12 protein-coding genes are annotated in these 14,316 nt (G+C 49.2%); 6 read left to right on the top strand and 6 right to left on the bottom strand.

What is annotated here, in order from left to right:
- The first annotated feature begins 12 nt into the window (after positions 1-12).
- Positions 13-1,215 (top strand): enoyl-ACP reductase FabV, encoded by a 1,203-nt coding sequence (fabV, locus tag AC6R1A_RS09150; RefSeq protein ID WP_334550818.1) that lies wholly within the window; start codon positions 13-15, stop codon positions 1,213-1,215.
- A gap of 146 nt (positions 1,216-1,361) precedes the next feature.
- Here the strand turns inward: fabV and xthA are convergent, their stop codons facing one another.
- Positions 1,362-2,168: an exodeoxyribonuclease III gene (gene xthA / locus AC6R1A_RS09145; RefSeq protein ID WP_500633524.1), complete on the bottom strand. Its 807-nt coding sequence runs from the start codon at positions 2,166-2,168 to the stop codon at positions 1,362-1,364.
- A 213-nt stretch (positions 2,169-2,381) separates the two neighbouring features.
- Here xthA and AC6R1A_RS09140 point away from each other — a divergent pair, with 213 nt between their 5' ends.
- A complete protein-coding gene (locus tag AC6R1A_RS09140; protein WP_500633525.1) occupies positions 2,382-4,499 on the top strand; it encodes a methyl-accepting chemotaxis protein in 2,118 nt (705 codons plus the stop codon).
- 129 nt (positions 4,500-4,628) lie between these two features.
- Here the strand turns inward: AC6R1A_RS09140 and rsmS are convergent, their stop codons facing one another.
- From rsmS to dinG, 4 genes are read right to left on the bottom strand one after another with little or no spacing between them, the layout of a single operon-like run.
- On the bottom strand, positions 4,629-4,805 hold the full coding sequence (gene rsmS / locus AC6R1A_RS09135) for a pleiotropic regulatory protein RsmS (protein WP_500633526.1): 177 nt from the start codon (positions 4,803-4,805) through the stop codon (positions 4,629-4,631).
- On the bottom strand, positions 4,805-5,353 hold the full coding sequence (locus AC6R1A_RS09130; protein WP_334550813.1) for a primosomal replication protein: 549 nt from the start codon (positions 5,351-5,353) through the stop codon (positions 4,805-4,807). The genes rsmS and AC6R1A_RS09130 overlap by 1 nt, the downstream gene beginning before the upstream one ends.
- 4 nt (positions 5,354-5,357) lie before the next feature.
- Positions 5,358-6,137 carry a sulfite exporter TauE/SafE family protein gene (locus AC6R1A_RS09125; RefSeq protein ID WP_500633527.1) on the bottom strand — a complete coding sequence of 260 codons (780 nt, stop codon included), beginning with the start codon at positions 6,135-6,137 and terminating at the stop codon, positions 5,358-5,360.
- Positions 6,138-6,197: 60 nt separating this feature from the next.
- The gene (gene dinG / locus AC6R1A_RS09120; RefSeq protein WP_500633528.1) at positions 6,198-8,270 is read right to left on the bottom strand and encodes an ATP-dependent DNA helicase DinG; all 2,073 of its coding nucleotides are present in this window, start codon (positions 8,268-8,270) and stop codon (positions 6,198-6,200) included.
- A gap of 515 nt (positions 8,271-8,785) precedes the next feature.
- Between dinG and AC6R1A_RS09115 the strand changes: the two genes are divergently transcribed.
- On the top strand, positions 8,786-9,778 hold the full coding sequence (locus tag AC6R1A_RS09115; RefSeq protein ID WP_500633529.1) for a porin: 993 nt from the start codon (positions 8,786-8,788) through the stop codon (positions 9,776-9,778).
- A gap of 87 nt (positions 9,779-9,865) precedes the next feature.
- On the top strand, positions 9,866-10,537 hold the full coding sequence (locus AC6R1A_RS09110; RefSeq protein ID WP_500633530.1) for a DUF2057 family protein: 672 nt from the start codon (positions 9,866-9,868) through the stop codon (positions 10,535-10,537).
- Between the two features lie 93 nt (positions 10,538-10,630).
- Here the strand turns inward: AC6R1A_RS09110 and bioA are convergent, their stop codons facing one another.
- Positions 10,631-11,908 carry an adenosylmethionine--8-amino-7-oxononanoate transaminase gene (bioA, locus tag AC6R1A_RS09105; protein WP_500633531.1) on the bottom strand — a complete coding sequence of 426 codons (1,278 nt, stop codon included), beginning with the start codon at positions 11,906-11,908 and terminating at the stop codon, positions 10,631-10,633.
- 129 nt (positions 11,909-12,037) lie between these two features.
- Between bioA and bioB the strand changes: the two genes are divergently transcribed.
- Both bioB and bioF read left to right on the top strand, forming a co-directional pair.
- A complete protein-coding gene (bioB, locus tag AC6R1A_RS09100) occupies positions 12,038-13,090 on the top strand; it encodes a biotin synthase BioB (RefSeq protein ID WP_500631640.1) in 1,053 nt (350 codons plus the stop codon).
- Positions 13,077-14,258 carry an 8-amino-7-oxononanoate synthase gene (gene bioF, locus AC6R1A_RS09095; protein ID WP_500633532.1) on the top strand — a complete coding sequence of 394 codons (1,182 nt, stop codon included), beginning with the start codon at positions 13,077-13,079 and terminating at the stop codon, positions 14,256-14,258. The genes bioB and bioF overlap by 14 nt, the downstream gene beginning before the upstream one ends.
- Positions 14,259-14,316 lie beyond the last annotated feature (58 nt).

Genomic DNA, 14,316 nt, shown 5'->3' with positions numbered 1-14,316 from the left:
AGGAAGTTGAATATGATCATCAAACCTAGAATTCGTGGATTTATCTGTACAACAACGCACCCAGTGGGTTGTGAAGCTAACGTAAAAGAACAAATTGCTTACACTAAGGCGCAAGGTCCAATCAAGAACGCACCTAAGCGTGTACTGGTTGTGGGCGCATCGAGTGGCTACGGTCTATCTTCTCGTATCGCAGCGGCATTTGGTGGCGGCGCTTCAACCATCGGTGTGTTCTTCGAGAAAGAAGGCACAGAGAAAAAGCCGGGCACAGCCGGTTTCTACAATTCTGTCGCTTTTGAAAAACTCGCCCGTGAAGAGGGTCTTTACGCAAAAAGCTTGAACGGTGACGCGTTTTCAAACGAAGCAAAAGAAAAAACCATTGAGCTGATCAAACAAGACCTAGGTCAGATCGATATGGTGGTGTACTCACTGGCCTCTCCAGTACGTAAAATGCCAGAGACGGGTGAAGTGATTCGTTCTTCTCTCAAGCCTATCGGCGAAACCTACACATCGACAGCGGTGGATACCAACAAAGATGTGATCATCGAAGCGAGCGTTGAGCCTGCGACTGAAGAAGAGATCAAAGATACCGTCACCGTAATGGGTGGCGAAGATTGGGAATTGTGGATCAATGCCCTCTCTGAAGCCGGCGTGCTGGCTGATGGCTGCAAAACCGTCGCTTACAGCTACATTGGCACTGAGCTGACGTGGCCGATCTACTGGGACGGTGCGCTAGGCAAAGCGAAGATGGACTTAGACCGCGCAGCCGCAGCACTGAACGAGAAACTTTCTTCAACCGGTGGCAGCGCGAATGTCGCAGTATTGAAATCGGTTGTGACTCAAGCGAGTTCTGCGATTCCTGTTATGCCGCTTTATATCGCTATGGTCTTTAAGAAGATGCGTGAGGAAGGCGTTCACGAAGGGTGTATGGAACAAATCTACCGCATGTTCAGCCAGCGTCTTTACAAAGAAGATGGCAGCGCAGCAGAAGTGGATGAGAAGAACCGCCTGCGTTTAGACGACTGGGAATTGCGCGACGACATCCAACAACACTGCCGTGACCTATGGCCACAAATCACCTCTGAAAACCTAAAAGAGCTGACGGATTACGTCGAGTATAAAGAAGAGTTCTTGAAACTGTTTGGTTTTGGTGTTGAAGGCGTGGATTACGACGCGGATGTTAACCCAGACTACAAAGCCGACTTTATCGCTATCTAACCGCTGCTTATCGTAACGTCACTACTCAAAATGTGGCGTTAGAAACAAAAAATCCGGAGTTGATGCTCCGGATTTTTTTCACTGCTATTTTCAATCGGCGGCTTTGGAACGTCGGCTTACCCAGCTCTTTATCCTAGTCAGTCCGCTTACTTAAACGTCGACCAAATAGGCGCGTGGTCAGACGGTTTTTCAATCCCGCGCAGCTCGTAATCAATATCCGACTCGACGCATTTTTGCGCCAAACTTGGCGTAGCTAGAATCACATCAATACGTAGACCACGGTTATCATCGAAACCGCGAGAGCGATAATCAAACCATGAAAAACGATCGTCGACACTCGGATGAACCTGACGGAACGTATCGACCAATCCCCAATCCATCAAGGTGTTAAGCCACTCGCGCTCCTCTGGTTGGAACGAACACTTGCCCGTTTTTAACCAACGTTTGCGGTTGGGTTCACCAATACCAATATCGCTGTCCAGTGGGCTGATATTGATGTCACCCATCACGATTAATTGCTCGTCGCTGCTGTGATACTCGTTCAAGTAGGTCATTAAATCTTGATAAAACTGACGCTTATACGGGTACTTGGTTTCGTGGTGGATGTTGTCACCTTGAGGGAAGTAACCATTGAGGACGGTCACTTTCTCTCCCGCGTCGTCTTCAAACGTCGCCATGATCATGCGTTTTTGATGATCATCATTGTCGGTCGGAAAGCCTTTTTGCACGTGAATCGGCGCTTTCTTACACAGCATGGCCACACCGTAGTGCGCTTTTTGACCGTGAAAGTACACGTGATAGCCCATCGCTTCCACATCCTCGAGTGGGAAAGCTTCATCATGCACCTTGATTTCTTGAAGACCAATCACGTCAGGTTGATGCTTATCAATAATGGCTTGCAGTTGATGAAGGCGGGCGCGAAGGCCGTTGATATTAAAAGAGATGACTTTCATTGATAATCCTTGCTTGAATAGGTCTCGTTTTTGCAGTCTAAATCCACTGGTTTTGAATAGTAACACTTCCACTTTTGGCTGACTAATGCCAAGCGTTCAGCATCTTCCTCCGAGCGATAGTAACAAATTCTTAAACTTTTGATTGATAATCAAGTTCAATATGCTGTAATGATTGAACAAAACTATCAACAAGTTTGCTTATAAGGATGTATTATGCGAACGCTTTCGGTTCAATGGAAGATCACGCTTTTCGCTGGCTGCTGTCTCCTCATTACGTCACTCTCTTTAATTGGCTTCTCGGTCTACAACGCTTTATCCAATCAACAATTGATCAAAGCGCAAAGCGCGGAATCGGTGATCGATAAATCCGAGCAGTTGCTGCAAACGCGCGCTCTACTCAGCGGTACTGAGGTGGCGGAGTATCTCAATGAAGCGCTCTACCGCGCAGAAATGTTGGCCTCCAGCGCCATGTTCTTAAAGCGCAATACCGAAGAAAACTTTGGTGACAGTGAAGAGCTGCGTACCGCATTGGATGAAATGGTTCGTCGTTCGGTGATGGACTTTGAATCGATTCAAGGGGCGTATTTGGTCTTTAGACCGGACATGCTCGACAATGAAGACAGCAATTACGTTGATGCTGAGTATGTCGGTTCAAATGAAGTGGGCCGTTTTGCGCCTTACTGGATCACCGCGCAAAATGGTGAAAATGTGGTGAACAGCGTGCTCAGTGAAGCCCTGCTTTTAGACCCAAGTAATCGTGAGCGCTTTGAGTGTCCATTGACCACAGCACAAGCGTGTGTGACTACGCCACGTTTGATTACTCAAGAGGAGGAAACATTTTTAACCTCCTCGATTTCGGTACCGATTATGCTTGATGGCACCAGCATTGGTTTCTTTGGGATTGATTTGCGTCTCGACGCCTTGAAAGAGGTGGTGGCCGATGCGGATAGCAAACTCTTTTCGGGCGATGGCAGCGTCAATATTGTTAGCTTTGATGGCTCTTTGATCGCCAGTGACGCGCCTGACGCGGCCATTGGTCAACCTTATCAGAGCGACATGCACAGCAGTGAAGCGCTACGAGAGTTGCTCTTGGGTCAAGAAGTGGTGACACAGTGGAGCGAAAGCGGTGACTGGATGACGGTGTTCGCACCGATTATGGTGGCGAATCAAACCTGGGGCGTATTGTTTGATATGCCAAGAAACAGTGTGTTGGCCGATGCCGATGACCTTGACGCGACCATTACGGCGCAAGTGGAATCGAGCGTGACCACCGAACTGTTGGCGGGGTCGGTCCTGGTGCTGTTTGGTTTATTTACGATTGGTGTTATGGCTAATCGCTTGGTGAAACCGATTCGTGACGTGGTGGCGCGTTTGGATGATATCGCGTCGGGTGAAGGTGATCTTACCCAACGTATTGAGGTGAAATCGGCGGATGAAATTGGTCAGCTCGCCATGGGTTTCAACTCGTTTTTGGAAAAGCTGCAACACATTATTCGTGATGTGATTGATACCACGATGCAAGTAGGGACCACAACCGAACAATCGAAAGTGGCCGCCCAAGGCACGAGACGCAGCAGTGACGCCCAGTTTAAAGAGGTCGACTTAGTCGCGACGGCGTCTGAAGAGATGACGCAAACCGCAGGCCTTGTGGTACAAAACGCAGAAATTGCGGTGCAAGAGGCGGATAAAGCGCATCAGGCGGCAACCGTCGGTCAACAAGTGATTGAAAAATCGCAACATGAAATGGAACATCTGGTTGAACGTATGACCGCAGCGGTGCCCGTAGTGGAAGAGCTGGCGAAGAACAACGCCAACATCACGGAAATTTTGACTGTGATTGAGGGCATTTCGGAGCAAACCAACCTGTTGGCGCTCAACGCTGCGATTGAAGCGGCGCGCGCGGGTGATCAGGGGCGTGGCTTTGCCGTGGTGGCCGATGAGGTCCGTAATCTTGCCAGCCGTACCCAAGACTCAGTCGGTGAAATTCGCAAAGTGATCGAAAGTGTGCAGAAGGGCACCCAAGATGTGGTGTCTGCGATTCAAGAGGGCAATGAGCTCGCCAATCACTCTGCCAGCCAGGTTGAACAGGCGGTACAAGAGCTTAATCACGTATTTGGCGCGATCGCTTCCATCAACGATATGAACAATCAGATTGTTAAAGCGGCAGAAGAGCAGCAGTCGGTGTCAGGCGAAGTGAATCAAAGTGTCGCTAATATCCGCGATCTGAGCGCACAAATTTTGTCTCAAGCGGAAGAGTCAGAAACGGTCAGCGGCCAGATCAGTGAGCTGTCGAAAAATCAGCAGCAACTGGTCAATCAATTTAAGGTATAGCATCAAAGAACATACATCTCTTATTGAGAAAAACGCGCTCGGTGAATCCCATCACCGAGCGCGTTTTTGTTTTATCCAGCGATTAGTCGATAAGCAAGAAAGCAAGTCTTTGAAGTCAGGGCGTTGACCTTATTGTGCCAACTTTCGCTCTAAATCGCTTTTTACGATATCGATAGCGGCTAAAGCAGTATGAGGATCGATCTCATTGCTCTCCAATAAATAGATCAAATCTACCGCCAGTTTGATCTCTTCGGGGGCGTTTTCAAGCCCGCTGTTTGCTGCCGCTGACTGTTCTTGGCTAGACATTACTGGTTTCTCTCTCGATAGGTGATTTGATTTTCGATTTTCAACTTAGACTCTTGGCACCGTTTTAGACGCTGCTCGGTAGCCAGTAACGCTTGCTGCGCTTGTGCTTGGGCAAACGATGAGGCGTTTTGCAGTGCACGCTCTTTATCTCTCACCATCTCTTTTAAGCGACGTTCCCACTCTTGATGCTGCGCCAGTTGTTGGTAGAGCTCGTTGATGGGCTTTCTATAATAGCTTTTGTGCTTAGGTTCGTTTTTACGGATTGAGGTGGTGGCCAATTCGCGCTCAATGGCACTGATTTGCGACAGTAAACGCTCGCCGAGGTATTCTGCTCGGTGCGTGGTCAATTTGCCCGCTTGTTCTTCGCGCAAAATCGACGTCAATGTGGCTTGTGTTTCTGTCACGCAGGGAACAAGCAGTTTGGCTCGGCAGGAAAACAGCCGTTCATCAAACAGCGGTAGGTGGTGCTCACCGCGTTGGCGATCAAGCCCCGCGGCTTGCAGGGCAAGGTTCTCTAAGGTTTGCTTTAGCGAATCGAATCTATTCATTGCGTTAACCAGGGATAAACCACGCATCAAACGCCAGTTTGACGGCGAGCACACTGACGACCGTAACAAAGACTGGGCGTATAAACGTTGCGCCAAATCGTATCGCGGAATGAGCACCAACGAACGCACCAGCCATCAAACAGACACCCATCGTCAGACCTAGTACCCAATCGATGTGACCCAAAATCGCAAATGTCACCAATGACGTAAAGTTGCTGGTAAAGTTCATCGCCTTGGCCAAACCAGAAGCCAACAAAATATTGAGGCGATAGAGCGCCATTGAGCTCACGGTCCAAAACGCACCAGTACCGGGGCCGGCAACGCCATCATAAAAGCCTAGAATCAAACCTTGGCCTATCTGCTTTTTATGTAGTACAGGGCAAGGTGGTGGCGATTCATTGATTTTTGCGTTCGGTGTTTTATGCCAAACAGTATAGACAGCCGCTGCCAGAATAATCAGCGGTAAGATTTTTTCAAGCCACTCGGTTGAGATGAAATCAACAAACAAGGTGCCTAAGATTGCCCCTGCTAGGGTGGCAAAGAACGCTCTTAGCCAACATTCAGGTTTAAACAGGCGCTTTCGGTAGTAAGTAAACGCGGCGGTTGATGATGCGAAGGTCGCCGCTAACTTGTTTGTACCGAGCGCAATGTGCGGCGGTAGGCCGAGCGACAGGAGAGCAGGCACCGTTAACATGCCGCCACCGCCGGCGACGGCATCAATAAATCCAGCAACAAAAGCAACCAGTGCCAACACCAACAACATGGTTGGCTCAAAAAGTTCCATAATGTGTATTCTTCTTTATATGCTTGACGCGCTTGTAAGTTATGGGTGTCAATCGCACCACTATTTAATGGTGCGTTTAAATGGAGGAAGTGAGTCCAACAGCGCACTCCCGTAACGTTTGGTGACCAGTCTGCGATCAAGGATGACGACTCTACCAGAATCGCGCTCTTTACGCAGCAAGCGACCGACAGACTGAATCAGCTTTTTACTCGCTTCGGGTACCGAGATCTGCATAAACGGATTTCCGCCTTTGCGCTCGATGTATTCTGCATGGGAGCGCTCCACAGGGGAGGTCGGCACCGCAAACGGAATCTTGGTGATCACCAGGTTGGTCAGCAAGTCACCCGGTAAATCCAGCCCTTCTGAGAAGCTGCCAGTGCCAAACAGAATGCTCGTCTTGCCACACTGCACAAGGGTTTTATGTTTTTTTAGGATTTCAGAGCGCGACTCTTGACCATGAATTTGCAGCGCCCAACCCTTTTTAACAAATTCGCTACTCAGCGCTTCTGCGACTTGGTTCATTTGCCAATAGGAGGAGAATAAAACCAAATTGGCCTGTTTGTCTTCAATCCAGTTAGGCAATATCTCTATAAGATATTCAGTAAACTGTGGCGCTTGGGGCTCCATCTTCATTGCCGGTATGACCAATTCGGCTTGGTTGGCGTAGTCAAACGGCGACGAGAGCGCAAGAAAGCGCACACCGTCTTCCTCTTTTTCACTCACGCCAGCTTGGCGACAGAAAAAGCTGAATGAGTTGAGCGCGCGAAGAGTCGCGGAAGTGAGTACCGCTCCAACGCAGCGGCTCCAGATCTGTTGATCCAATTGCCAACCCACTTCGAGCGGCGAGACATTGACGATAATGTCGCCTTCGCGTTCCGGATGTAGTGATAACCAACGCGCTAAAGGTGCGCCTTTTTCACGCGTGGGCTCGGCCATTAAGCGCCAAACTTGGGCGAGATTGTCAAAACGCTGAATGTAAAAACCGAGCTCAGCGAGCGCGGGTTCTGCGAGTCGGTTCGCAATTTCGCCGTCTTTGACGCGTTCTGAAATCAGATCCGCCACCTTAGCGACGGCCTGAGCACCTTTGACCGAATAGGTCTTCAATTCTTTGGCCTGTTCAAATAGCCAAGTGGGCAGCTCGCCATGTTCAAAGCGATAATGACGATCTTCAAACGCCTGAGTATCAAACTGTGCGGGGAGCTTCGCCAAGGTTGGAATAAGCTGCGCAATGCTGTCTTGCAACTCATTTTTAAACCTTGCGACGCGCTTTTCATCGGCAAGGCCTGCAAATTTGGTCACACTTTGATTGAGCTTTTCTAGCCAACTGGCAGCGCCTTTACAACTGGCTGCGGCAGAGGCGTGATCGCGCGCGACGTGGGGTAAGTGGTGCGCCTCATCAAACACATAAAAGGTGTTCTCAGGCTCTGGAAGTATCACGCCACCCCCGAGATCGGCATCGGCCATCACCAAGCTGTGGTTGGCAATGATCACGTCGACCTTATCAAGCTCGGCACGGGCCTTTTGAAACGGACACTGGCGATGCGCAGGTAAACTGGTGTTGCAGCTGTGCTTATCGCTGACAATCATTTGCCACAAGTGGTCGGGAATTGGCTTGGGCCAAGCGTCACGGTCACCATTCCATTTGTTTTGTGCCAACTTGGTGTGCATGAGCTCAAGCAGTTCAACCTCTTTTTTCTTCGGCTTACTGTCGAACATCGCCATCTGCCCGCCGTCTGCCCCACACGCGGTGTAGAGCTTTTCAGCACAGCAATAACGGCCTCGGCCTTTGGCGAGGATAAAGGAGAACTCACGATCAGAGAGGCGTCTATATAGTGGCAAATCCTTATTGATGAGCTGCTCTTGCAGCGCGACGGTGGCGGTGGAGATGACCACTTTACGATTATTGAACAGCGCAACGGGTATCACGGCCATCAGATAGGAGAGTGATTTGCCAATCCCGGTCCCCGCTTCTGCAACTATCATCCGGTTAGATTTGTGATACTCGCCACATAATGTTTTGGCGATCTCTGCGACCAAGTAGTTTTGTGCTCGGCGAGGAACGAAGTTTTCTAACTGATGTTGGAGAGATTGATAACTGTGGCGGATAGAATTTTGTATCTTACTGGCAATCATATGGGGACCTTCGCTATGGGCGACGGATGATAGCACAGTTTGCTAAACGCTACTCAGTTCACGAAATAGAATCTCAAATGACCAAATCTAGATCTCCTTCACAAAAAAAAACTGAACCTTCAAGAACTTATAATTAATTCTAATTGTAAAATATATATCACTCCAAATAATCACAAATGGTAGATTTATATTCTGTCATTTACTTAATTTTATCGATTAATTGGCGTTTAAGTCTAAATGTTAACGGTTTTGGTAAGACCTGTGGCGTGGAGATATTTTTATGAACCTGGTCTAAAAAACGGCAGCTTTATATGTAAACATATGATTTTAAAATAATTTATGTTTTTTTAGTTGTGTGGTTTAGAACATTTGACACTTAGGGGAATCTTTTGCAATCTAAACCTCGAAATTTAGTGGCGATGACATCGGACCAATAAAGAGTTTGAGTCATCTTCTAAAACATAAAGGGAACCGGATAGGGAATTCCCATTCTATAGAAAAGGCAGTGGATTATTATGAAAAAGACTCTAGTAGCTCTAGCAGTACTTATGGCGGCTTCGTCTGCTAACGCGGCGATTGAGGTGTACAACCAAGATGGTGTTTCAGTAAACCTGAAAGGTGATATTGAAGTTGTTTACCGCAACGACGTAACTGGCTCAAGCCAAATGCAGCAACGCATCGAAGACGCTGATTTCGGCTTTGACATCCGTTACATGGTAAACGATGACTGGACAGTCGGTGCATACTGGGAGTTCGACGGTTCAGAAAGCACTAACTCAGAAATTACGCGTAACGGTGACACCTATGTAGCTGCGTACCACAAGACGGCTGGCTCAATTAAATTTGGTCGCCTATGTACTGCTGCTGATGATCTAGGTATCGGCTCTGATGAAGCGTTTGGTATTGCTTCTCTTCTTGAAGCAGCGACAGATGAGTGCTCTGACGAAGCAGTACGTTATGATTTTGACAACGGTGATTTATACGCAACCCTAGGTTTCGTACAAAACAAACTTGATCAAGGCCTACTGCTTGATGGAGGTGAAATCTCTTCAGAATCCAAGCAACGTGGTTCTCAGGATACATATTACGATGCACGAGTTGGCTACCGTGTAGCTGATTTTGACCTATCTGCGTTTTTTGCCCAGTACAATGCAGACGACAGCGCAGAGCAAAAAGATGATACTGCTTACGCGTTTGAAGCTGTATACGGTGGCCTTGAAAACATCAGCCTAGCTATTGCTTACTACGCAGTTGCAGCAGACGCTGCTAACTCTGATAACAGCAACGTGTCTTTTGCTGCAGATTACAGTCTAGGTAAACTTGGCTTTGCAGCTGGTTACTCAATCGGCTCTCACGACGACAAGACTAAAGAAGCAGACCGTTGGTTCGTTAACTCAACATACGCTGTAGCACCAAACACTAAGCTTTATGCAGAAGTTGGTGGTCTAGATCAAGAAGGTGTTGATGACAACACTGGTCTAGCAATCGGTGTTGAAGCTTCTTTCTAATCATTTAGCTTAAGAAGTTTAGGAATCATAAAGCCACCTTCGGGTGGCTTTATTTCATGTTATCCATACAAATGACAGAGGGAAAGGATGAGAGCTTATATTTTTATGTGGTTTTTGGTGGTTGCCTCAACACATTCCAGTCATGCTGCAACGCTCACACCTAAGCGTGGAGTGAGTATTCTATATATTAATGGTCAGAGTGCAGAGAATAAGATCGGAGTGAATTCCATTAAAGAGGGTTACACACAAATTGTTGTCAGAATGGATAAAAATATGTCAAAGGGCTCTAGCGGTGACGTGTTTACTTCTAAGCCTTATGTCCTAACTTTTACTATGTCCGGTGACCAGGCTACTATTGATCATCCTGTCGCGAGAAGTTCTATGGAGGCGAGGGCTGTTTTTGAATCCCCTAATCCTGAATGGCGATTATTTATAGATGGCAATGAAGTTGAATATACACAGGGGATAATACAAGGTAAAACTGGATTTCTACCTTTCTCTGGACTTAAGGCATCTTTGGCAGAATACAATGAGCAGCGCGGAATCTACTTCGACAAAGGTTCGCTCGTCGATAAACCTGTCGCCGCCGTCAGCGCAACCGCTGTTACCGCCGCCGCTATGACGGATATGGCTGAAGCCCCACAAGTCGCCCCTCAAATGGTTGACACCAACAACCTTGACCAACTTAAAGCCTGGTACCTAAAATCTTCCACCGAAGAGCGCAAAGCCTTCCGCCGCTGGATGATTGACCAAGACTAAATGGCATAAAGGGTTACGAGCACTTGACCGACCAAACAAATCGGTAAATTATCGTAACCCACAACCCACAACCCACAACCCACAACCCACAACCTACCTAAAACACACCTCTTTCCCCAGCGCACTCTCCACTGCCATTACTAACTTCTCAATATGCTTAGGTTCGCTGATAAACGGCGGCATCATATAGATAAGACGTCCGAATGGGCGTATCCAGACGCCTTGCTCAACAAAATGCGCTTGGATGTTTTCCATATCCACCGCTGTCGTCGTCTCTACCACACCAATCGCGCCGAGCCAGCGCACGTCTTTGACTTTTTGATATTTTTTTAGTCTCGGCAGCAGCGAAGCAAATTGACGTTCGATGCCCGCAACTTGTGTTTGCCATTCGCCGGTTTTCAATAAGTCCATACTGGCACTTGCGACGGCGCAGGCGAGGGGGTTGCCCATAAAAGTCGGGCCGTGCATAAAGCAGCCGGCTTCGCCCGAACAGACGGTGTCAGCAACGTGGCGAGTGGTGAGCGTGGCGGATAACGTCATGTAACCGCCGGTGAGCGCTTTACCGACACAGAGGATGTCTGGCTGAACCTCGGCGTGTTCGCAGGCAAACAGCTTGCCTGTGCGGCCAAAGCCGGTGGCGATTTCATCCAATATCAGCAGCACGCCATAGTCGTCACACAGTTGGCGTACGCCTTTTAGAAATTCTGGGTGATAAATGCGCATGCCTCCCGCACCTTGCACTATGGGCTCAAGAATGACCGCCGCTATTTCTTGATGATGATTAGCGAGCTGTTGACGAAAATCGTCCAGATCACTGGGTTGCCACGTTTGCCAGAAGCCTGTTTGAGGCGAGCGAGCAAAAATGTGTTCAGGCAGAAAGCCTTTATAGAGTGAATGCATGGAGTTGTCAGGATCAGTTACCGACATCGCCGCAAAGGTATCGCCATGGTAGCCATCTCGAAGGGTGAGAAACTTTGAGCGCGGCTCGCCTTTCGCATGCCAATATTGCAGCGCCATTTTTAGGCTCACTTCCACCGCCACCGAACCAGAATCGGCAAGAAACACCTGTTCAAGATTATCCGGTGCGAGCTCAAGCAGCGCTTGACACAAGGTGATCGCCGGTTGATGGGTGATGCCACCAAACATCACATGAGAGAGGGTGTCAATTTGTTCATGGGCGGCACGATTTAACGCAGGATGATTGTAGCCGTGAATCGCAGCCCACCAAGACGACATGCCATCGACCAGCTGCTCACCGCTCTCTAATTCAAGATAGACACCCTCTGCGCTACGAACAGGGTAGCAGGTCAGAGGTGTGAGAGTAGAAGTGTACGGATGCCAGATATGGCGGCGATCAAAGGCGAGATCCATCAAAGTTCCTTAATAAATCAAAGTTCAAATATTAAGCAGATGTAAACCTGCGTGTTTTTATTGTGTTGACAGTGCGTATGGTGTCAGTAGACTGGCGAGAAATCAATCCAATAATAAAAAGGAAAGCAGGTGGAAGTACGTCATAACTGGACTGTCGAGCAAGTCCGTGCGCTCATGGAAAAGCCATTCATGGACTTAGTCTTTGAAGCGCAAACCGTCCATCGCCACTATCAGCAGGCCAATCACGTGCAGGTGAGTACCCTGCTGTCGATCAAAACCGGCGCTTGCCCGGAAGATTGCAAATATTGTCCGCAAAGTGCGCGTTACCAAACTGACATTGAAAAAGAGCGATTGATGGAAGTCGAGCGGGTACTCGATGCCGCGCAAAAAGCGAAAAGTGCGGGTTCCACACGCTTCTGTATGGGCGCGGCATGGAAGAACCCCAAACAGCGCGATATGCCTCATCTCACCGAGATGATCAAAGGCGTCAAAGAGATGGGGCTTGAGACTTGTATGACTCTGGGCATGTTGACGGCCGAGCAGGCGAAAGAGCTCTCACAGGCTGGTCTTGACTACTACAACCACAACTTAGATACCTCGCCAGAGTTCTACGGCAACATCATTACTACTCGCACTTATCAAGATAGACTGGACACTCTGTCACACGTGCGTGACGCAGGCATGAAGATTTGCTCCGGTGGCATTATTGGCATGGGTGAGAGCGCCAATGACCGAGCGGGCTTACTGGTTGAGCTGGCTAATCTGCCGACACACCCAGAGAGTGTGCCGATTAATATGCTCGTCAAAGTCAAAGGGACCCCACTGGAAGAGGTCGAGGACGTCGAGCCGTTTGATTTCATCCGCTTAATTGCCATTGCGCGCATTATGATGCCGCGCTCTGCAGTACGCCTCTCTGCTGGACGTGAAAATATGAACGAGCAGATGCAAGCACTGTGCTTTATGGCCGGGGCCAACTCGGTGTTTTATGGTTGCAAACTGCTGACCACGCCAAACCCATCGGAAGACAAAGATATGCAGCTGTTCAAAAAGCTGGGTATCAACAGTCAACAGGTGTCGCAAAAGCCGGATGAAATAGAAGAGAACGATCTGCTGGATCGCGTTGTGGAACGTGTGGCGGCTCGTCCAGCCAAAGACGACCTGTTCTACGATGCCAGCGTTTGATTCTCGCGTGCGCGCTGCGCTGGCCGAGCGCCGCTCGCAGGGCTTACTGCGTCAGACACGCACTTCGCACGGTGGCAATCAGGTGGAGATTGCTGATAACGAGCGCCGATACTTGAATTTTTCCAGCAACGACTATCTTGGTCTTGCGACGAACGCCACTATTGGGCAAGCCTGGCAGCAAGGCATTACCGTCTATGGCAATGGCTCAGGCGCATCGCCATTGGTGACAGGTCATGGCGGCGCACATCAAGCGCTGCAAGAGCGGCTGTGTAAATGGCTAGGCTATGAGAGAGCGGTGCTGTTCAGCTCCGGTTTTGCCGCTAATCAAGCGCTGCTATTGAGTTTACTTCAGCAAGACGATGTGCTGATTCAAGACAAACTCAACCACGCATCCTTGATGGAAGCAGGGGTACTCTGTCCTGCGACCATGAAGCGCTTTAAACACAACGATATGGCGCATTTGCGCCAGGTATTGAACCGCATCGATCCTGAAGCTGCGACCCTTGTTATCACCGAAGGGGTGTTTAGCATGGATGGCGATCTTGCGCCGCTGCAAGGGATCAGCGAGCTCACAGAGCAACAGGCATGGCTTGCGGTTGATGACGCTCACGGTATCGGCGTGCTCGGCGAAGGTGGACGCGGCAGCTGCCAACATGCGGGCATCAAACCACAGGTGTTGATTGTCACCTTTGGTAAAGCGTTTGGTCTCTCCGGTGCGGCGATTCTGTGTCATGACGAATTGGCCGATTACTTGACGCAATTTGCTCGCCATTATGTCTACTCGACAGCCATGCCCGGGGCGCAAGCGGTCGCCCTTCATAAAGCGAGCGAGATCATAGAGCAGCAGCAGTGGCGCAGAGATAAGCTAGCTGAGTTGACGGCACTGTACGATCAACTACTTAGTGACGAACCTGGATACGTGGCAACGCCGACACCCATCAAGCCTTGGCTGATTGGCGAGAGTGACGATGCGGTGGCCACCGCCTCACAGCTGAAACAGCAAGGTATATGGTTGACCGCCATTCGCCCGCCAACCGTACCCAAAGGCAGCGCGCGGCTACGCATTACTTTAACCGCCAATCATACCAAAACGCACATTCATCAGTTGGCCCAAGCCATCAAAGGCGCAAGAAAACCCACGGGACGAGGACACTCATGCACGCGGTAAAGACACCTTCCCCACATCCTCTTACACCGGTGAGCGTCAAAACAGTCAGCGATAAAGC

This window comes from Vibrio sp. R10-SG3-ISO3 (genome assembly GCF_059834225.1).
The sequence above is the reverse complement of the archived record's forward strand: the minus strand, read 5'-3'. Positions and strand labels throughout refer to the sequence as shown.